The organism is Agromyces sp. Y182 (assembly GCF_059445385.1).
In genome coordinates this window covers 340910-360604 of the sequence record NZ_JCAIUF010000001.1, presented here as the reverse complement: position 1 = coordinate 360604, position 19695 = coordinate 340910, and the positions used below count along the sequence as shown (strand labels likewise).

At 68.2% G+C, this 19695-nt stretch carries 17 protein-coding genes and 1 pseudogene; 12 read left to right on the top strand and 6 right to left on the bottom strand.

Going from position 1 to position 19695, the window contains the following annotated elements; all coding sequences use genetic code 11:
• Positions 1 to 37: 37 nt before the first annotated feature.
• Positions 38 to 961 (bottom strand): glycosyltransferase family 2 protein, encoded by a 924-nt coding sequence (locus AC1C2R_RS01685; RefSeq protein WP_495378717.1) that lies wholly within the window; start codon positions 959 to 961, stop codon positions 38 to 40.
• Positions 962 to 1021: 60 nt separating this feature from the next.
• Here AC1C2R_RS01685 and AC1C2R_RS01680 point away from each other — a divergent pair, with 60 nt between their 5' ends.
• The 4 genes and pseudogenes from AC1C2R_RS01680 to AC1C2R_RS01665 all read left to right on the top strand — a co-directional run bounded on the left by AC1C2R_RS01680 (position 1022) and on the right by AC1C2R_RS01665 (position 4486).
• Complete coding sequence (locus AC1C2R_RS01680; protein WP_495378716.1) at positions 1022 to 2275, top strand: lipopolysaccharide biosynthesis protein; 1254 nt, start codon at positions 1022 to 1024, stop codon at positions 2273 to 2275.
• A 32-nt stretch (positions 2276 to 2307) separates the two neighbouring features.
• Complete coding sequence (locus AC1C2R_RS01675) at positions 2308 to 3495, top strand: glycosyltransferase family 2 protein (RefSeq protein ID WP_495378715.1); 1188 nt, start codon at positions 2308 to 2310, stop codon at positions 3493 to 3495.
• Between the two features lie 7 nt (positions 3496 to 3502).
• Positions 3503 to 4045: pseudogene (locus tag AC1C2R_RS01670) on the top strand (glycosyltransferase); the annotation flags it as partial.
• Positions 4046 to 4144: 99 nt separating this feature from the next.
• The gene (locus tag AC1C2R_RS01665; protein WP_495380412.1) at positions 4145 to 4486 is read left to right on the top strand and encodes a hypothetical protein; all 342 of its coding nucleotides are present in this window, start codon (positions 4145 to 4147) and stop codon (positions 4484 to 4486) included.
• A gap of 43 nt (positions 4487 to 4529) precedes the next feature.
• Here the strand turns inward: AC1C2R_RS01665 and AC1C2R_RS01660 are convergent, their stop codons facing one another.
• From AC1C2R_RS01660 to AC1C2R_RS01650, 3 genes are all read right to left on the bottom strand, one after another.
• On the bottom strand, positions 4530 to 5867 hold the full coding sequence (locus tag AC1C2R_RS01660) for an O-antigen ligase family protein (protein ID WP_495378714.1): 1338 nt from the start codon (positions 5865 to 5867) through the stop codon (positions 4530 to 4532).
• Positions 5868 to 5904: 37 nt separating this feature from the next.
• Positions 5905 to 7269 carry an O-antigen ligase family protein gene (locus AC1C2R_RS01655; protein ID WP_495378713.1) on the bottom strand — a complete coding sequence of 455 codons (1365 nt, stop codon included), beginning with the start codon at positions 7267 to 7269 and terminating at the stop codon, positions 5905 to 5907.
• A gap of 94 nt (positions 7270 to 7363) precedes the next feature.
• Positions 7364 to 8542 carry an acyl-CoA dehydrogenase family protein gene (locus AC1C2R_RS01650; RefSeq protein ID WP_495378712.1) on the bottom strand — a complete coding sequence of 393 codons (1179 nt, stop codon included), beginning with the start codon at positions 8540 to 8542 and terminating at the stop codon, positions 7364 to 7366.
• Between the two features lie 104 nt (positions 8543 to 8646).
• On the opposite strand from AC1C2R_RS01650, the gene manA reads away from it, so the two are divergent.
• Positions 8647 to 9903: a mannose-6-phosphate isomerase, class I gene (gene manA, locus AC1C2R_RS01645; RefSeq protein ID WP_495378711.1), complete on the top strand. Its 1257-nt coding sequence runs from the start codon at positions 8647 to 8649 to the stop codon at positions 9901 to 9903.
• Here manA and AC1C2R_RS01640 read toward each other — a convergent pair.
• On the bottom strand, positions 9900 to 10856 hold the full coding sequence (locus AC1C2R_RS01640) for a GlxA family transcriptional regulator (protein ID WP_495350792.1): 957 nt from the start codon (positions 10854 to 10856) through the stop codon (positions 9900 to 9902). The two genes, manA and AC1C2R_RS01640, sit on opposite strands and share 4 nt — an antisense overlap.
• A gap of 87 nt (positions 10857 to 10943) precedes the next feature.
• On the opposite strand from AC1C2R_RS01640, the gene AC1C2R_RS01635 reads away from it, so the two are divergent.
• The 5 genes from AC1C2R_RS01635 to AC1C2R_RS01615 all read left to right on the top strand — a co-directional run bounded on the left by AC1C2R_RS01635 (position 10944) and on the right by AC1C2R_RS01615 (position 17431).
• Positions 10944 to 11093, top strand: coding sequence for a hypothetical protein (locus AC1C2R_RS01635; RefSeq protein WP_495350791.1), 150 nt, complete (start codon positions 10944 to 10946; stop codon positions 11091 to 11093).
• 82 nt (positions 11094 to 11175) lie between these two features.
• A complete protein-coding gene (galE, locus tag AC1C2R_RS01630; RefSeq protein WP_495378710.1) occupies positions 11176 to 12144 on the top strand; it encodes a UDP-glucose 4-epimerase GalE in 969 nt (322 codons plus the stop codon).
• 153 nt (positions 12145 to 12297) lie between these two features.
• Positions 12298 to 12618 carry a WhiB family transcriptional regulator gene (locus AC1C2R_RS01625; RefSeq protein ID WP_495350789.1) on the top strand — a complete coding sequence of 107 codons (321 nt, stop codon included), beginning with the start codon at positions 12298 to 12300 and terminating at the stop codon, positions 12616 to 12618.
• Positions 12619 to 12801: 183 nt separating this feature from the next.
• A complete protein-coding gene (locus AC1C2R_RS01620; RefSeq protein WP_495378709.1) occupies positions 12802 to 15978 on the top strand; it encodes a glycosyltransferase in 3177 nt (1058 codons plus the stop codon).
• Entirely contained in the window at positions 15968 to 17431 is a 1464-nt protein-coding gene (locus AC1C2R_RS01615; RefSeq protein ID WP_495378708.1) for a DUF5719 family protein, read from the top strand. The genes AC1C2R_RS01620 and AC1C2R_RS01615 overlap by 11 nt, the downstream gene beginning before the upstream one ends.
• A gap of 78 nt (positions 17432 to 17509) precedes the next feature.
• Here AC1C2R_RS01615 and AC1C2R_RS01610 read toward each other — a convergent pair whose 3' ends face one another.
• The gene (locus AC1C2R_RS01610; protein WP_495350786.1) at positions 17510 to 17953 is read right to left on the bottom strand and encodes a hypothetical protein; all 444 of its coding nucleotides are present in this window, start codon (positions 17951 to 17953) and stop codon (positions 17510 to 17512) included.
• A 63-nt stretch (positions 17954 to 18016) separates the two neighbouring features.
• Here AC1C2R_RS01610 and AC1C2R_RS01605 point away from each other — a divergent pair, with 63 nt between their 5' ends.
• Both AC1C2R_RS01605 and AC1C2R_RS01600 read left to right on the top strand, forming a co-directional pair.
• The gene (locus AC1C2R_RS01605; RefSeq protein ID WP_495350785.1) at positions 18017 to 18232 is read left to right on the top strand and encodes a DUF3499 family protein; all 216 of its coding nucleotides are present in this window, start codon (positions 18017 to 18019) and stop codon (positions 18230 to 18232) included.
• Positions 18229 to 19665: a phosphomannomutase/phosphoglucomutase gene (locus AC1C2R_RS01600; RefSeq protein WP_495378707.1), complete on the top strand. Its 1437-nt coding sequence runs from the start codon at positions 18229 to 18231 to the stop codon at positions 19663 to 19665. Before AC1C2R_RS01605 ends, AC1C2R_RS01600 begins: the two co-directional genes overlap by 4 nt.
• The last annotated feature ends 30 nt before the right edge of the window (positions 19666 to 19695 follow it).

Genomic DNA, 19695 nt, shown 5'->3' with positions numbered 1-19695 from the left:
GTCGGGATTGGCTCGAAGCCCAGCACGCCGGGCCGTCTCATGAAGATCTGCTTCGAAACCCGTTTGTCGAATTCGTCCGAAAGCCGAGGGCATGACCGGTCAGTATTCTGGCTCCGTGAAGATCTCGGTGGGCGAGAGCGGACGGTACCTGGGTGATCGCATTGATGCGGCTGGAGAGATGCATCAGAGCGGCCCGAGCGGCGCGGTGCCATCCGCGTTCGGCGAATTCCCTGGCCATTCGCTCGAAATATGCACGCTCCTCAACGAACCGGCTGCCGTCGACAGCGCGCCAGGATGACACGCTCCCGGCGTGCCTGCGGTACTCGAACACGACCGTATCGTCGAGCAGAAGGCTGCCGCCGCGCTCCGCCAAGTCGATGACGAGCGCGAGGTCTTGTATGACTTGGTAACCGGCGCGGAAGCCGATCGATCGAACCAGGGGACCATTCCAGGCGATGGCTGGGAAGTTCATCCAATTGCCTCGGATCACGCTGACGGCGAGTTTCTCATCAGCGAGCATCGTCGTGCCGCGGAACCGTGGGCGGTAGAAGCGCTTCGCTGTATCGACCAGCGTGTGAGTCGGGTCACCGTCCTCATCGATGATCTCGACGCCGGGGTGGACCATGGCGGCACCGGGATGTTCCGTCACCAACCGACGGATCGTCGCAACATAGTGAGGACGCATGACATCGTCGCAGCCGAAAACGGTGAACCATTCGGCACGTGACAGATCGACGCACTCCTGGAACGTCCGATTGATTCCGTGGTTTTCGCTGTGTCTCAGGTACTCGATCCGCGGATCGGCGAGCGATCGGACCCAAGCGCCGGCCGTCTCGTCGGGATAGTGGTCGTCGATGACCACTAGTCGCCAGTGTGGATCCGACTGGCCGATGATGCTGAGCACGGCCTCGCGGAAGTGGTCGATGCGTCCGTAGAAGGGGAGCATGATGTCGATGATCATCGGCCTGCGTCGTCATTTCCGTGTGGGGGAGACCCGGAACGAGCGGGATAGCATTTCCGGGTGTCCCAATCCTCCCTCATCCGAGCGTCGATACTGTCCATAGTTGGAACCCTCATCCAAGGGCTGGCACGATTCGGATACACGATCCTCGTGGCGCGGTTCTTCGGGCCCGAGCACCTGGCCGAGGTGAACACGCTTCTCTCGATCAGTATCATCGCGTCCCTGTTTTGGCCGACAGCAGCGGGCAACGCCGCTGGCACGTTCCTCTCCAGGTCGATCGCGGCGGGGGTACGACCGCAGCGCGTGCTCTCCCTCCTCTGGCGATCGTTCTTTCTCGCGTCGGCGCTCCTTGTGCTGGTCTCGGTGCCGATCGCCGTGACGCTCATTCACCTGGATACCCTAGAAGCAATCATCTTCTCCGGCGTCGTCGTCGGGTGGTCGGCCTATATCTTCACGCGCGGGATCCGCATGGGCCTTGGGCAGGTCGAGGGGGTCGCCGTCTGGGATGTGCTCACTGCGATCGGCACGCTGGGTCTGTTCGCCGTCGTGATCGCCGGGCGATTCGATGCTCTGATCCTCGCCCCGCTCGCGTTGGGGTACGGTGTGTTCGCCTTCGCGGCTTGGCGTTCCACCCGCGCTGTGCGCGTGGATTCACCGGAGGACGCAACTACCGATCCCCAACGAATCTGGCACCTCGTGCGGTGGAACTCCCTGGGACTCATCGCCACCAACGGATTGATCCAGTTTGCGATGGTCTTCGCCTTCATCGCGTCCGATGCGTTCGAAGCCGGACAGTTCGCAGCGGCCATGGCACTTGCCACACCGGCGTCGATGCTCGCCCAAGCGGTCAGCCAGGTCCTGATACCGCGCTTCGCGACGTGGTTGCATGAGAATCCGCTTGTGGCGAGAACTCGATACCTCGCGGTGCTCTCCGTCATGGTCGTGGTGCTCGCCGTCGCGTTCGGATTAGTCGCGATTCTTGCGCCGTGGATCATCCCCTTCGTGTACGGTTCGGGATTTACCGAGGCGGTCGCGTTGGTGAGGATCCTCATCATCGGGGTCTACTTCTTCTCAGTGGCACTCATCGCGAGCTCCTTCCTCATCACCTCGTGGCGAACCGTCGCTTCGACATGGGCGGCGGTCTGGGGGTCAGTGGTCGGCATCATCGTGATGATCATCGCGACCCCCGCAGTTGGTGGTGGCGCGGCCGCCGGGCTCGGTGTCGTCTGCGGCTGCGCCCTCACTGCCACGGTCGCGGTCATCGTCTCATTTCGGCTTCCGAGGGATCCCGCTTTCGTCGGACTGCCCGGTTAGACTGGAGCGTCCACGCCACGAATGACGCGTTCATGGAACGCCCGAAGGATCCGATGTCGAGCCCCCAGATCGAACTCTCTATCGTCATGCCGTGCCTCAACGAGGCCGAGACTCTCGAGACCTGCATTCGCAAGGCGGCAGGGTACCTTGAGCGGTCGGGAGTCATTGGCGAGATCCTCGTCGCGGACAATGGAAGCATCGACGGCTCGCAGGACATCGCCCGCAGCCTCGGGGCGCGGGTCGTCGAGGTCGAGGCGAAGGGGTATGGAAGCGCACTTATGGGTGGCATCGAGGCGGCGAACGGCGAGTACATCATCATGGGCGACGCCGACGACAGCTACGATTTCTCAAATTTGGATCCTTTCGTCGAGCGACTCCGAGCCGGTGACGATCTCGTCATGGGCAACCGGTTCCGCGGGGGGATCGAGCCCGGAGCGATGCCGCCGCTGCACAAGTACCTCGGAAACCCGGTGCTGTCCTTCATCGGACGACTGTTCTTCCCATCGGAGATTCGCGACTTCCACTGCGGCCTGCGCGGATTCCGACGCGACTCGATCCTGGAGCTCGGCTTGATCACCACTGGCATGGAGTTCGCATCCGAGATCGTCGTCAAGTCGACCCTCCTCGGGCTCAAGATCAGCGAGGTGCCCACGACCCTCAAGAAGGACGGCCGTTCCCGTCCGCCCCACCTCCGGAGCTGGCGCGACGGCTGGCGGCACCTCCGTTTTTTGCTCCTCTTCAGCCCACGTTGGCTGTTCCTCTACCCCGGACTTGTCGGATTTCTCGTCGGGCTTTTCGGCAGCGTCGCGTTGGCGTTCGGCCCGATCAGTCTCGGGCCGGTGGGTCTTGACGTGTCCACCCAGGTCTACCTTTCCGCGCTGACAGTCGTCGGCTTCCAGGCGCTATTGTTCGCCTTGCTTACGAAGATCTACGCGCAACATGAAGGCTTCTTCATTCCGAGGAGTCGACGATTCCAAGCGGTGGCCGAACGGGCCACGCTTGAGTCGGGCGCGATCGTAGGGGTGGGCCTGTTCCTCCTCGGCCTGCTCATCGGCGTCGTCCAGTTCTCTGTATGGGCCTCGACCGGATTCGGTTCTCAAGATGTCTCGGACACAGTACGTCTGGCCGTCCCCGCCGCGCTACTCATGATGCTCGGATTCCAGACGGTAATGGCGGGCATGTTCCTTGGCGTCCTGTCGATCCCGGTGTCGCGGCGCTGAGGAAGCCGTGGCGATCTCGGTTGCGCTCTGCACGTTCAACGGAGCCGACTTCATCCGATACCAGGTCGAGAGCATTCTGGCCCAGACACTCCTCCCGGCGGAGATCGTGGTGTCAGACGACGCGTCAACAGACGCGACTCTCGCTATCGTCGAGGATACGATCTCCGAGTGGAGACTGGTGGAGCCACGACCGCCTCTGGTCCTGCGCATACTGCGTAACGAGTGGCCGCTCGGGGTGACGGCTAACTTCGAGCAGGCATTGCGCGCGACATCCGGTGACCTGATCGCGCTCTGCGACCAGGACGACATCTGGCATGTCGACCGAATCGCACGTGCGGTCGCCCGATTCGAGGCTCGACCTGCGCTCGAACTCGTTGCCTCAGACGCCCGACTCGTCAATGCCGCCGGTGTACCCCTCGGGCGCACGCTCTTCGAGACACTCGGCATCGATGCCGCACAGCAGCATCGACTGTCGTCCCCTGCGGCGTTCACTGAACTGCTCAGGCGGAACACACTCACCGGAGCCACGGCCGTCGTTCGACGCTCACTCGTCGAACGCGCGGTGCCATTTCCATCATCATGGGTGCACGACGAGTGGCTAGGGATGGTCGCCTCGGTCGGAGGGGGGATCGACTTGATCTCGGCTCCCATGATCGACTACCGCCAACACGGCGGCAACCAGATCGGCGTCAAGCGGCTCGGAGTCGGCGGAATGGTTGGTCGTCTCCGGGAACCGCGGACGGCCCGGAACGCTCGCCTGTACGCTCGCGCCTACGATCTCGCCGACCGGTTGCCATCCGTCGCAAGTCAGGAAGAACCCGTGAAGTCCGTGGCCATGGCGAAGCTGGCTCACGAGCAGATGCGCAGGTCTCTTCCGGAGTCGCGGCTCCGGCGGGTCAAGCCGGTCATGCGCGCATGGCGGGCCGGTGGCTACGACCGGTTCGGGTTGGGCGCGCAGGACGTGTTGCGCGATCTCGTTCAGCCCGCCTGACATCACCGATGAGGCCCGACAGCAGCGACGTGGTGATGGAAGGTCACGTGATGCGGTCGTGCGGCGTCGCAGGCGGCCGCCCCGCCGCCAGCGCATCCCGCCAGCTCATGTCCCGCGCCGCTTTCACAGCGCAGACCACGAGCAGCATCCAGCCGCCCTCGACGAGCGCGAAGCTCTCGGCGAACGAGGTCACCGCGATCGCGACGAGCATGAGCGCCGGCCAGACGTAGACGACGCTCCGGCGGGTCGAGGCGAGCAGCCATGCCCGCACGAGCGCGACGCCGAGGAGCGCGATGAAGAGCAGCGCCCCGATGACTCCGACTTGGAAGTACACATCGATGTAGGCGTTGAGCGCCGACGATTGCGCCCGTCCGGTGGCCTGTTCGATCCACGTGTAGGGAGGCGAGTCCGGCCAGGAACCGACCCAACCCCAGCCCTGCAGGGCGTTGAGGTTCAGGTAGCGGGAGAGCTCCCGCCATACATCGAGACGCACGTCGAACTCGCCGCGCGCGTCGAGCAACTCGATGATGCGGATGCGGAAGATCCACGCCGTCGCCAGCGCCACCACGCCGGTGACGAGCAGGGTGATCTGCCACCGCCACCTCGTCGGCGCCGAGGCGCGCCGGAGCCCGTACAGGGCGGCGAGAGCCAGCAGGGCCGCACCGAGCGCGAACCAGGTCGTCGGCGAACCCGAGAAAATGAGGCACACCGCCGCGAGCGACAGCGAGGCGATCGCACGCCCGCGCAGCACGATCTTCGTGCGCCACTCCACGACGAAGGTGAGCAGCGCGATGAGCGCGACGAAACCGAGCAGGTTTCGCGACCCGAAGATGCCCTGGATCGGGCCGAACGACGCGATGTGGCCCTGGATGCCGAGCACCTTGATCGGCAGGTCGAGGATGATGCCCGACACCACCTCGAGGGCGAGCGACACCCCCAGCAGCACGCGCATGACGTCACCGAAGGCGCGCACGATCTGGATCGTGTCGCGCATGAGTGCGATGTAGACGCCGACGAACGCGAAGGCGATCAGGTAGGCGACGCGGGCGATCGAGTCGAGCGCGGGCAGATTGCTCCAGATCATGGATGCCGCGCACCAGCCGATGAAGACGAGGATCGTGAGCGGGAGGATGCCGTACCACTCGACCGCTCGCCAGCGCGCGACGAATGACGCGGCGCAGAGGATCAGCAGCCCGGCAAGCGCCGTCAGGAGCCCGGGGGTGCCGATGAGGCTGCGCACCGCGTGCGTCGAGAAGGCGAGGCCGACTGCGAGCAGCGTGAGGGCCTGTGCGAAACGCGCCGAGCCGGTGAACTCGCGCACGGCGACAGCAGCTCGGGCAGCCCGGTCGCTCCGTTCACGGCCGCCGCCTGGCGCGCTCATCGGCGGTCGCCGGCCTCACGGCGGGAGAGCGACCGCCTCATCGAGCGACCTCGGACGGCGGCATCCGGGATGCCGGAACAGGAAGGGGTTCGGCCGGGAGGGGCTCATGTTCCCACTGTCGGCGTTTGGTCGACCAGGCGATCGCGATGAGCAGTACCCAGCCGCTCTCGATGAGGATTCGACTCTCTGCGAGGCTCTGGCCGATGAGGGCGACCAGCACGAGCAGCGGCACGAGGGCGGCGGCCGAGTGGGGAAGCAATCGCCCCGCGGCATCCATCGGCCGATCGACGGCGAGGAACCATGAGCGCCACAGGGCACCGATGACGATGGATGCGAATGCGAGCAGGCCGATGATGCCGAGTTGCATCCACACGTCGAGCCAGGCATTGTGCGCCTGCAGATAGGTGACGCCGTTCCGGACGGCGAGGCCTTCGAACGGTTCGACCCACGGCACCCAGTAGCCGACCCACCCCCAACCGAACCACGGGCGCTCGTTCGCGAGGCCGATGACCGCGTTCCAGATGTCGAACCTGCCGGTGAGGTCTTCGCTCTTGCCGAAGAACTCGAGCAGTCGACCCCAGAACACGATGAGCAGGCCGACGGATGCCGCGACTGCGCCCCCGGCCGCCCAGTAGACGCCTGTTCGGCGATCGGGGCCGACTCGCCGGGCCCACAGGGCGAACGCCAGTGCGACGACGACGAGCACGCCGACGAGCAATACGGTCGCCGAACGGGTGAGGAGCAAGATCGCGCTGGCGACGACGAGCCAGCAGATACCCGAAGCGCGCCGAACGCTGCCGGCGGCGAGCATCGCCCCGAACACGATGAGGCCGAGGAGCGCAATCATGCCGAGGAGGTTGCGGTTCGCAACGATGCCCTCGATCGGTCCGCCCGAGAAGAGCAGGCCGCGCGACCAGTAGAACGCCATCGGGATCTTGTCGCCGGCTTCACCGGTGAAGTCGGGGAAGTTCGGCAGCAGTGGCCCGCCGACGAAGATCGCGACCCAGAGCTCGAACGCCAGCGAGAGGGCGAGCACCCACTTGAGCGCCCCGCCGAGACTGCGCACGAACTGCGTCCAGTTCAGGCACAGCACGAGCGCGACGGCGGTGACGGTCGTCGCAAGGGTGATGCCCACCCCGAGCGCCGACGCGCCCGGGTAGAAGGACCAGGCGATCGACAGTGCTGCCAGCAGCAGGAACACGAGCGTCGACTTCGGCACCCGGCGCCAGATCCACGCAGGGCGCACCCGCACGATGAGCGCGACCGCGCCGATGAGCACGAGGGTGGCCACGACGCCGAAGCCCCACCACCCGAGGAGGTTGCGCCAGAACTGGCCGGCGAGCAACGTGAACAGCGCGAATGTCGCGAACGCACCGATCCAGCGTCGTCGGGCCGTGTTCATAGGGTACAGGCTATCGCGGGGATGGTTGCGAACAGATTTGGATGCCGCGAGGGAACGATCCCGCCGGGGCATCCGTCAATCTGCGCCGGCGAACTCAGACGAACGCGGCCTTGCCGGTGATCTTGCGGCCGACGATGAGGGTGTTCATCTCACGAGTGCCCTCGTAGGAATAGAGCGCCTCGGCGTCGGCGAAGAAGCGGGCGACGTCGTACTCGAGGGTGATGCCGTTGCCGCCGACGACCTCGCGTGCCCATGCGACGGTCTCGCGCATGCGTGCCGTCGTATACGCCTTGGCGAGCGCCGAGTGCTCGTCGCGCTGCTCGCCGCGGTCGAGCATCTCGGAGACACGGACGACCATGCCGAGCGAGGCGGTGATGTTGCCGAGGCATTTGACGAGCAGGTCTTGGATCAGCTGGTGCGAACCGATGGTCTTGCCGAACTGCACGCGTTCGCCGGCGTACTTCACGGCGGCCTCGTAGGCGCCGACGGCCGTGCCGACCGCGGCCCACGCGACTTCGGCGCGGGTGAGGCGCAAGACACTCGCGGTGTCGCGGAACGAGTTCGCGTTCGCGAGCCGCAGCGACTCGGGCACGACGACGTTCTCGAGGGTGATGTCGGCGTTCTGCACAGCGCGAAGACTGATCTTGCCTTCGATCTTCGTGGCGGTGTAGCCGGGCGTCGAGGTCGGCACGATGAAGCCCTTGACCTGGTCGTCGGCGACGTCTTTCGCCCAGATGATCGTGATGTCCGAGAAGGTGGCGTTGCCGATCCAGCGCTTGGAGCCGTTGAGCACCCAGGTGTCGCCCTCGCGCCGCGCGGTCGTGCGCAGGCCCTGCGCAGAGTCGGAACCCGAGAGCGGCTCGGTGAGGCCGAAGGCGCCGATGATCTCGCCGCTCGCGAGCTTCGGAATCCACTCGTCGCGCTGCTCCTTCGAGCCGCACACGCTGATCGTGCCGGTGGCGAGACCGTTCTGCACCCCGACGAAGGTCGCGACCGACGGGTCGACGCGGGCGAGTTCGAGGGCCACGAAGCCGCGGAAGACGGCCGAGTTCTCGAACGGCTTCGTCTCCTCCCAGTTGTAGGAGAGCGTGCCGAGGTCGGCGAGCGGCTTCACGATCTGCATGGGGAACTCGGCGCGGTCCCAGTAGCCGCCGATGATGGGCTTCACGTCGGCCTCGAGCCAGGCGCGGAGGTTGCCGAGCGCCTCCTTCTCCTGGTCGCTGAGGAGGGACTCGTAGGCGTAGAAATCGCTCGCGAGAGGCTCGAAAGTCATGACAGCTCCAATACATCGTCGGATGTCTCGAGCCTATGCTGCGCTGTCGACAGGCCCGCGGCGTTGGTAGTTTTGACCCAAACGACCGAGAGGAACTCCCGAGCATGTTTGTGGCGATCGGCAACACCCCGCGGGACTACGCATGGGGCTCGACGACGGCGATCGCGGGCTTCCGTGGCACCGAGCCTTCGGGCGGGCCCGAGGCCGAGCTCTGGCTCGGGGCGCACCCGGGCTCGCCGTCGAGGGTGCTCGACGCGGCGCCTGGAGGTCATGAGGACCTCGCCGCATGGATCGCCGCCGACCCCGAGACGGCCCTCGGTGCGCGGCTCGCGAGGCAGGGTGCGCGGCTGCCGTTCCTCTTGAAGCTCCTCGCCGCGGCCGAGCCGCTGTCATTGCAGGCGCACCCGACCCCCGAGCAGGCCCGCGCCGGCTTCGCGCTCGAAGAGGCCGACGGCGTGCCGATCACGGCCTACGACCGCAACTACAAAGACGAGTTCCACAAGCCAGAGCTCATCGTCGCGGTGAGTGACACGTTCGACGCCGTCTCGGGGTTCCGCCCGCTGGGCGAAGTGCGCGGCATCCTCGAAGTGCTGCGGGCAGCGGATGCCGCGGCGCCCGCGCCCGAACCGGGCGCACTCGACCTGCTCGAAGCTCATCTGGCCGGCGGGCACCCGCTGCGAGACACGGTCGAGTGGCTGCTGCGCGACGGGCGCGGCGGCGACACGGGCGAGGCGTCGTGGGTGATCGAACGGGTCACGGTGCTCGCCGCGTCCGAGCTTGCGCTCAGTTCTCCGTATGCGCTCTCGTTCGCGACGGTCGGCGCGCTCGCCGAAGCGTACCCGGGCGACCCCGGCGTCGTCATCTCGTTGCTGCTGAACCGCGTGCGGCTGGTGCGGGGTGAGGCGCTGTACCTGGCGGCGGGCAACATCCACGCCTACCTCGACGGGCTCGGCATCGAGCTCATGGCAGCGAGCGACAACGTGCTGCGCGGCGGACTCACGCCGAAGCACATCGACGTGACCGAGCTGATCGACGTGCTCGACTTCACGCCCATCGCACCTCCGCGGCTCGCACCCGTCGAGGTGTCGCCCGGGGTTGTCGAGTTCCGGCCCGAGGTGCCCGATTTCGTGCTCTACCGGGTCGAGCCGGGCGCGGATGTCGCACGGGTGACGATCGACGGCCCGGCGATCGCCCTCGTCGAGGGCGAGGGCGTGGTACTTCGCGGCACGACCGGTGCCACGGCCCGACTCGCTCGCGGCGAATCGGTCTACGTCACGCCCGATGAGCGCGACCTCGAGGTCACCGGCCCCGGCATCGCCTGGATCGCGACGACGGGCTCGCCCGCGGCATCCGAGGCCTAAGAGGCGACGCGCACGCCGAAGAGCCGGCGGTAGGCCGTCGGCGTCGTCTGCAGCACCTTCACGAAGTGGTGGCGCATGACGGCGGCGGCGCCGAAGCCGGTGTCGCGCGCGATCTCCTCGAGGGTGAACGAGGTCTCTTCGAGCAACTGCTGGGCGCGCAGCAGCCGCTGACGGTTGAGCCATGCGTTGGGCGTGGTGCCGGTCTCGGCACGGAACCGGCGCGCGAAGGTACGCGGTGACATGAGCGCCTTGCGGGCGAGCAGGTCTACGGTCAGGTCTTCGTCGAGGTGCTCGACCATCCACTCGGTGATCTTGGCGAACGAATCGGTGCGGCACTCGGCGACCGGCGTCTGGATGAACTGCGACTGCCCCCCGTCGCGTTGCGGCGGCACGACCATGCGCCGGGCGATCATGTTGGCCGCGCTCGCGCCGAGCTCGGTACGCACGATGTGCAGGGCGGCGTCGATTCCGGCCGCCGTGCCGGCACCGGTGACGACCTTGTCGTCTTGCACGAAGAGCACATCGGCGTCGACCTCGGTGCGGGGGAACATCGCAGCCATCTGGTCGGTGTACATCCAGTGGGTGGTGGCGCGTCGGCCGTCGAGCACGCCGGCACGGCCGAGGGTGAACGCGCCCGAGCAGACCGAGAGCACCCAGGCGCCCCGCTCGACGGCGTCGCGCAGCAGTTCGGAGATGCGCTCGTCGACCGGAGCGTCGATGAGCGCGGCCGGCACGGCGATGAGGTCGGCATGCCGCGCGAAGTCGAGGCCTTCGTGCACGACGACGTCGAATCCGAGCTTCGTCGGGATGGGGCCGGGGTCTGCGGCCACGACATGGAAGTCGAAGGTCGGCCCGGCGGTATCGCTGCGATCGATGCCGAACACCTCGCAGATCACGCCGAACTCGAACGGGGCCATCTGCGGGATGGCGATGCAGGCGATGGTCTGAAGCAACGGATGCCTCCGGTTTGGCAGAAATCGAACGTTTGATGGCTACTCTGCCACTGTCGGCAGGATCTCGCAAGACATACATTTACTGCCATGACCACGATCATCCTCCTCCTTCTTGCGGGACTCGCCATCTGGGGTGTTCTCGCCACCGTGCTCCGACTCGACACCGATGGCTACGGTCGCCCCGAGATCCGCGACCGCACCCGCCACATCGAACACCAGCCGACGCGCCAGGCCTGACCCGCGGGGCCTGACCCGCCGGGCCTGGCCCGCCGGATACGATCGTTCCGGCGCGGAGGTTCCGTCGCCGGAAGGCGGGAACATGAGCTGGCTGGTCACCGGGGGCGCGGGATATATCGGAGCGCACGTCGTGCGCGCATTCGAGGCCCAGGGCATCGGAGCCGTCGTGCTCGACGACCTCTCGTCGGGAAAGCACGAGTTCATCCCGGCCGACACCCCGTTCGTGCACGGCAGCATCCTCGACGGCGGCGCGGTGGAGCGTGCGATCGACCGCTACAACGTGCAGGGCGTCGTGCACCTCGCAGGATTCAAGTACGCCGGCGTCTCGGTCGATCGCCCGCTGCACACCTACCAGCAGAACGTCGTCGGCACCGCGACACTGCTCGGCGCGATGGAGTCCAAGGGCATCGACCGCATCGTCTTCTCGTCGAGTGCTGCCGTCTACGGCACCCCCGACGTCGACCTCGTGACCGAGGCGACCCCGAAGCAGCCGCAGTCTCCATACGGTGAGTCGAAACTCATCGGCGAATGGTTGCTCGCCGACCAGGCCAAGGCCCGCGGTCTCGCGCACACGAGTCTGCGCTACTTCAACGTCGTCGGCTCGGGCGCGCCCGAGGTCTTCGACGTGAGCCCGCACAATCTCTTCCCGCTCGTGTTCGATGCCCTGCTCGACGGCCGCACCCCGCGCATCAACGGAGACGACTACCCGACTCCCGACGGCACGTGCGTGCGCGACTACATCCACGTCGCCGATCTCGCCGAAGCCCATGTCGTGGCCGCCCGTCGACTCGACGCGGGGGAGCCGCTCGAGACCGTCTACAACCTCGGCTCCGGCGACGGAGTGTCGGTCGGCGAGATCATGCGGGCGGTCGCAGAGGTGACGGGCATCGACTTCACGCCCGAGGTCGCGCCACGCCGTGCGGGCGACCCCGCCCGAATCGTCGCATCGGGTGAACTCGCCGCTCGCGACCTCGATTGGCGCATGCGCCACACGCTCGCCGAGATGGTCGAGAGTGCGTGGCAGGCCCGCCGCGCGGCATCCGATTCATAACGTATGACCAACACCCGGCGTGTCGAGCGAGCGATGAAGGCTCGACGGCTGCATGAGGGTTTACCCTCTGCGACTTGACTCTCGCGAATTACACCGGTGTAATTGGTCCTGACACACCTTCTGGGTGGTCGGTACAACTGGGTGGGAGACGATATGGGCAATCCTGAATATCGTTCTGGAGTACCTGACGATTGGTTCGTCGATCCGGTCAGGCTGGGCGTTCCGGGGGTTCGTTCGGTCACAGACGATGACAATCAGCTGGCATGGCAGAGCGACGCGCTGTGCGCGCAAACCGATCCTGAGGCGTTCTTCCCTGAAAAGGGCGGATCGACGAGGGACGCGAAGAAGATCTGCACCGGATGCGAGGTACGAAACCAGTGCCTCGAGTACGCGCTCGGCAACGACGAGCGGTTCGGCATCTGGGGCGGGCTCTCTGAGCGAGAGCGTCGCAAACTCCGTAAGAGAGCGGTCTGAGTCGCGGAGTCTGCTTCGGCAGGCTCCGCGCTCGTGGCGTCTCCAGACGGCGCCGGCGCGTCTCGGTGCTTCGAGACGGCGCGCGTCCCCCTCTCTCAACCCGCTCGACATTCGGTTCGCGTTTTCAAGGCACGCCCGGTGCGGTGACGGATGCCGCGGCGCGAGCCGCTTAGGCTGACCTCGATGTTCCCCAGAGTCACCGCCGTCCTCGTCGCACATCTCGGCGGCGACCACCTCGCACGCACGCTCGAAGCGATTCGATCCCAGCGCCGCACGCCCGACGCATTCGTCGTCGTGCTCACCGAGGCGGATGCCGAGGCGCGTGAACTCGTCGACGCGGCGTCGCCCACCCACGTCATCGAGTTCTCACAGCACCTCTCCTTCGGTGAGGCGGTCCGCGCCGCCGAACGGGTGCTGGAGGCGCCGACATCGGATGCCGATGCGCTCTGGCTCCTCGCCGAGGACACGGCGCCCGCGCCAGACGCGCTCGAACGGCTCGTCGCCACCCTCGAGACGGCGAAGTCCGTCGCGATCGCGGGGCCGAAGCTGCGCGAATGGGACGATCCGGATCGCATCGCGACATTCGGTCGTACGATCACGCGGTTCGGGCGAAGCGTATCGCTCGTCTCCGACGAGCTCGACCAGGGGCAGCACGACGGCCTCAGCGACGTGCTCGGGCTCGACCCGGCGGCGCTCCTCGTACGTCACTCGGTCTGGCGTTCGCTCGACGGCTTCGATCCGGCGCTGCCGACCGTCGACGATGCGCTCGACTTCTCGATCCGCGCACGACTGGCCGGACATCGCGTCTCGGTGGTTCCCGAAGCACTCGTGCTGTTCGCAGGCGACGGCGTCGCTGGGCCGCCCGCCGGCCCGCGCGCCCGTGCGACCCGGCGACGCACCCGGGCCGCACGAGCGGCAGCCCTGCATCGTCGACTCGTGTACGCGCCCGCGGCGGCGGTGCCGCTGCACTGGCTGAGCTTCCTGCCGATGGCGATCATCCGCTCGATCAGGCTGCTCCTCGTGAAGTCGCCCGGCGCGATTCCGGGGGAGTTCTCGGCGGCGCTCGGCACGATGTTCTCCGGCATGCGCGTGGCACGCGCCCGTCGCCGGCTCAAGGCGGCACGCACCGTCGGCTGGTCGGCGATCGCCCCCTTGCGCATGCAGCCCGACGAGGTGCGGCGGCGGCGCCAGCATGCCGCCGAGACGCGACGAGCGCGTGCGCGCGGACGAAAGCACGAACTGCAGTTCCTCGGCACGGGCGGCGGCTGGGTGCTGCTGGCGTCGGTCGCGGCATCCGTCGCCCTGTTCACCTGGTTGCTCGGTGCGCGCGGTCTCAGCGGCGGCGGAATCCTCCCGCTGTCGAGCGGTCTCGGCGAGCTGTGGCGCAATGCGGCCTACGGATGGCGCGACATCGGCGCCGGCTTCGTCGGCGCCGCCGACCCCTTCGCGGGCGTGCTCGCCGTGCTGGGTTCGCTCGCGTTCTGGGCGCCATCGTTCGGGCTCGTGCTGCTCTGGCTGCTCGCCGTGCCTGCCGCGACCCTCGGCGCGTGGTTCGCCGCATCGAGGCTGACCGAACGCGGCTCGGTGCGTGCCGTCGCCGCGCTCGTGTGGGGACTCGCCCCGCCGCTGCTCGTCGCGCTCGGCGACGGCCGTCCGGGTGCGGTGCTCGCGCACGTGCTGCTGGGCTGGCTCGCGTTCGCCGTGTTCGGCGCGGCCACGTCGTGGGCGGCGGCCGCCACGGCCTCCCTCCTGTTCGCCGCAGTGGTCGCGGCCGCGCCGAGTCTCGCACCGGCACTGCTCGTCGCATGGCTCGTGAGCCTCGCGGTGAGCGGGCGTGCCGCGGTACGGCTCGCGGCACTCCCGCTGCCGGCCGCCGTACTCGCCGCGCCGCTCGTCATCGCGCAGCTCGGGCGAGGAACGCCGCTCGCCCTGCTCGCCGATCCTGGTGTGCCGGTCGGCAGCACGGCGCCGTCCGTGTGGCAGCTCGCGCTCGGCTTCCCCGGCGAGCCGTGGGGCGGTTGGGGTGCGTTCCTCGGCGACGCGGCATCCGTCGACCCGAAGCTGCTCGTCACGCTCCTCGTGCTCCCGCTGCTCGTCGCCGCGCTGGCAGCCGTGCTCGCGCCCGGCATCCGCGGCGCCGTGCTCAGCCTCGGAACCGCTCTCCTGGGGTTCGCGACCGCCGTCGTCGCCGCTCATCTCGCGCTTGCGGTCGCCGGCCCCGAAGCCGTCCAGCTCTGGACCGGAGCCGGCCTCAGCCTCGCCTGGCTCGGGTTCATCCTGGCGGCCGTCATCGCCCTCAGCGCCGTGCGCCGCGGCGGTGCGCTGCTCGGCTGGCTCGTCGCCGCGTGCGCCATCGTCGTGGTGCTGCCGACGGGACTCGGCATCGCCACGGCGTCGACGGCGATCGAGCCTGCCGCCGAGCGCACGCTGCCTGCATTCGTCGGAGCCGAGGCCGAGAGCGACCCTCGCGTCACCACCTTGCGCATACAGCCCGAAGACGACGGCAGCATCAGGGCGACGCTCGAACACGGCGCGGGTACGACGCTCGACGAGCAGTCGACGCTCGAACAGACTCGTGAGGGGATGAGCGAAAAGGAGCGTGAGCTGGCGACGATCGCGGGCAACCTCGCCTCCCGCAGCGGGTTCGACTCCGATGCCGCGATCCGCGAGTTCGGGGTGTCGTTCGTGCTACTGACCCCGCCAGTCGGCGACGACCGCGACGCCGAAGCGACCGCCGACAGGGCGCGCTCCGCCCTCGACGGCAACGCGGCGCTGGTCGCGGTGGGGGAGACCGACTTCGGCACGCTCTGGCGATTCAGCGCGGCAGAGCCGGATGCCCCGGCGGCCCAGATTCCGCCCGGTGCGGGCGGCGCGCTCGCCGGCGTGATCACCGCGGTGCAACTCATCGTGCTCGGCGCGACCCTGCTGCTGTCGATTCCGACCGGCGTCGGCCGTGAAGCAGACCGGAGGCCCGTGCGCCGACGCAGGCGGAAACCGCGATCGGCGGCGCCGGACGACGCGCCGGACGGGGCGGATGGACCGGACGACTCAGAAGGCGCGGACGACTCCGAAGGCGCGGACGACTCCGAAGGCGCGGACGCGGAGGCCGCTGCGGCCGCCGGCGATGCGGATGACGGCGTCGGCGCTGCGGAGGAAGCCGATTCCGACAACGCGGAACAGGGCGAGGCAGCCGACGTCCCGGCGGAATCCGCGCCGACGGAATCGCTCGTACCGACCGACGAGCCAACCGAAGCTGTGGTCTCCACCGCGCCCGCCGATTCGGAGGAATCGGGCGACTCGGGCGACTCCGACGAACCCACTGAATCCACCGAGCCGAAGGGGGACGACGATGCCCGTTAGTCGCACCATCGCCCGCATCGGCGGCCGAGCCGTTGCATTCGTCGCGGCCGCAGCGATCGCCGCGGCCGCACTCGCCGCCGCAGCCGTGGTGCCGTGGCCCGACCACAGGATCGATCCGCCGTCGCTCATCGTGCAGCCCGCAGAGAGCCGGCAGCAGCGGGTCTGCCCGGGCCCGTTGCTCACCCTCGCCGACGACGCGGCCGCCGCGACGACCGCATCGTCGATCGGCTCGGCTGAGCTGACCTCGGGCGCCGACCCCGAAGACGCCGAGATCACCGAGACCCCGCTCGCCGCGCCGGGCAACCCGCGGGCCGCCCGGGACGGCACGCCCGTGGAGATCGCCGTCGAACCGGGAACCGTCGACGCCGGCATGCTGGCGGGGGCCCAATCGCAGTCCGCCGGCACTGAGACCGTCGCCGGGTTCGCGGCGGCCGCATGCGCCGAGGCGAGCGCCGAGTCATGGCTCGTCGCCGGGGCCACGACGCTCGGACGGACGAGCCTCGTGTCGCTGGCCAATCCATCCGACGTCGCCGCGACCGTCGATGTGCGAGTGATCGGTGAGACCGGTGCCGTCGAAGCAGGCTCGGCGCTCGGCATCATCGTTCCCGCAGGCACCCAGCGTGTGGTCTCACTCGCCGGGATCGCGCCCAACCTGACCTCGCCGGTCGTGCATGTCACGACCACGGGCGGCATGATCGCCGCGGCCCTCGAGCAATCCGCCGTCGACGGCCTGGCGCCGGCGGGCGTCGAGTTCACGGGCCCCGTCGCGACGCCGGCGAACAGCCAGGTCATCCCCGGCTTCGTCGTGGCAGAAGCCGGCGGCGTCGATCCGGCGGACGATCACGCGGAAGGCGACGACCACCCCGCCGTGCGGCTCCTCGCCACCGGTGACGAACCCGCCGACGTGTCGATCGGCATCATGCCCGAGTCCGGCGCCGTCGGCTCCACGATCGAGGTGACGCTGCAGCCCGGTCGCTCGCTCGATGTGCCGCTCGGCGTACTCGACGCGGGGTCGTACACGATCAGGCTCGACGCCGACGGGCCGATCGTGGCTGCAGCACGCGCGACGACCGGCAGCCCGGCCGCAGTGACCCTGCCGGACGAGACGGATGCCCCGGCATCCGTCGACCTCGCCTGGACCGTCGCGACGACGCCGCTCCTGGAGGACGCGGTCATCGCGGTGCCCGAGGGGCCGGCGCCGACGCTGCACCTGGCCAACGCGAGCGGCAAGGTCTCCGAGGTGCAGTACACGATCGACGGGGAGACCCTGGCGGTCACGATCGACCAGGGGTCGGCGGCATCCGTCGACGTCGAAGCCGGTGCGATCGTCACACTGACCGGTGTGCAGGGCGTGCACGCCTCGGTGTCGTTCTTGGGCGAAGGGGAACTCGCCTCGTTCGGTGTGCAGCCGCCTGGGCCGTTGGACTCGCCGATCCGCGTGTTCCCCCGGTAGGAAGCGCTCGCTGAGCTTGTCGAAGTTCGCTGAGCAGTCGGAGCGGGTCCCCCTCGACGGGCTCAGGGAGCGAAGTCTTCAGAGGTGCCGGTAACGGCCCGGAGCAAGCTCCCACGGGTCTTTGCCGAGCAGATCGGCGATCGCACGGAAGACGCAACTCTCGATGAGGAGCTTCTCCTCGCGCTCCTCACCCTCTTGGAGGCGCAGGAAACGCACGATCGGCAGCCGGTAGAACACGATGCGGCGTTCGTCGTGGAAGACCTTCCACCGATCGACGTGATCTTCGTGGATCGCCTCAGCGGGGCCCTGCGCCACCTCGAAGACGACGCCCTCGAGCTCGGGCCAGAGGCCGCGCAGATACGCTGCAGTCGTGCCGACGGTGAGCTCGAACTCATCGAGCCGGTTGTGCAGCATCGGCAGGTGCGGTCCGGTGACGGCCGACCGGAGCCCGCGCCCATGTCGATCTCGAGCGAGCCGTCGGGGTGAGCGCGGCTCGGAGGCGACACGACGGGATCGGGGCATACCCTCCATCGTACTGAGTCGTTGGCAGCGATCGGCCGTGGCGCTCGCTACTCTGGTGGAGCCATGAGACGTTGTTCGCGCACCGCATGCGCCGCAGAAGCGGTCGCCACGATGACCTTCGACTACGCCGATTCCATGGCCGTACTCGGCCCGCTCGCCCTTACCAGAGAGCCGCACGGTTACGACCTCTGCGCGCGTCACACCGCACGCACCTCGGCGCCTGTGGGATGGCAGATCGTGCGGCACGTCAGCCTCGGTGAGGTAGGTTTCAAGGCATGAATCCCGCTGCATCATCCGACGCTCGCGCGCGTCTCGACGCGATCGTGAAGGCCTACGACGTTCGCGGAATCGTCGGCGACGGGCTCACCGAAGAGACCGTCGAGGCGCTCGCTGCTGCTTTCGTCGACGAGGTCGGCGCAGGCGGCGGCCGAGTCGTCGTCGGCCACGACATGCGAGACTCCTCGCCGGGGTTCGCTGAAGCCTTCGCTCGCGGCGCGGTCGCCCGCGGCGCCGACGTCGTCTCGATCGGGCTGTGCTCGACCGACGAGAGCTACTTCGCGTCGGGCTCGCTCGATGCGCCGGCCGCGATGTTCACGGCGAGCCACAACCCCGCCGCATACAACGGCATCAAATTCTCACGGGCGGGTGCCCAGGGTATTTCGCTCGACACGGGTCTCGCGGCCATCCGCGACCGTGCGGCCGACTACCTCGAGCAGGGCGTCTCCTCGGTCGAGTCGCCCGGCTCGGCCACGACCGTCGACGTGCTCGCCGACTACGCGGCGTACCTGCGCTCGCTCGTCGACCTCAGCGGCATCCGGCCGTTGAAGATCGTCGTCGACGCCGGCAACGGCATGGGCGGGCTCACCGTGCCCGCCGTGCTCGGCACAGCTGCCGGGCTCCCCGAGCTGCCCCTCGAGATCGTGCCGCTCTTCTTCGAACTCGACGGCACCTTCCCGAACCACGAGGCGAACCCGCTCGAGCCGGCCAACCTCGTCGACCTGCAGCGCGCCGTCGTCGAGCACGGCGCCGACCTCGGCCTCGCCTTCGACGGCGACGCCGACCGCTGCTTCGTCGTCGACGAGCAGGGCGGTGCCGTGAACCCGTCGGCGGTGGCAGCGATCGTCGCGCTCCGCGAGATCACACGCGCGCGCGCCGCAGGCGAGACGGATGTCGCGGTCATCCACAACCTCATCACCTCCCAGTTCGTGCCCGAGGTGATCGAGCAGGCCGGGGGGATTCCGGTGCGCACCCGCGTCGGGCATTCGCTCATCAAAGACCAGATGAGGCTGACCGGCGCCGTGTTCGGCGGCGAGCACTCGGCGCACTACTATTTCCGCGATTTCTGGGGCGCCGACAACGGCATGCTGGCGGCGATGCACGTGCTCGCCGAGTTCGGTTCACAGCAGGCACCGCTCTCCGAGATGTCGACGCGCTTCACGCCCTACTCACTGTCGGGCGAGATCAACTCGGTCGTCGACGACGTTCCCTCCGCCTATACGCGCATCGTCGAGGCGTTCACCGGTCGGGCCGAGTTCGACGAGCTCGACGGGCTCACCGTCACCGGAACGACGGGCGGCGACGAGTCGTTCTGGTGGTTCAACGTGCGGCCGTCGAACACCGAGCCATTGCTGCGCCTGAACGTCGAGGGTGCGGATGCCGCGACGATGGAGTCCATCCGCGACGAGGTGCTCGCGCTCATTCGCGACGTCTGACCGGGTGCTCGCTTCGACAGGCTCAGTGAG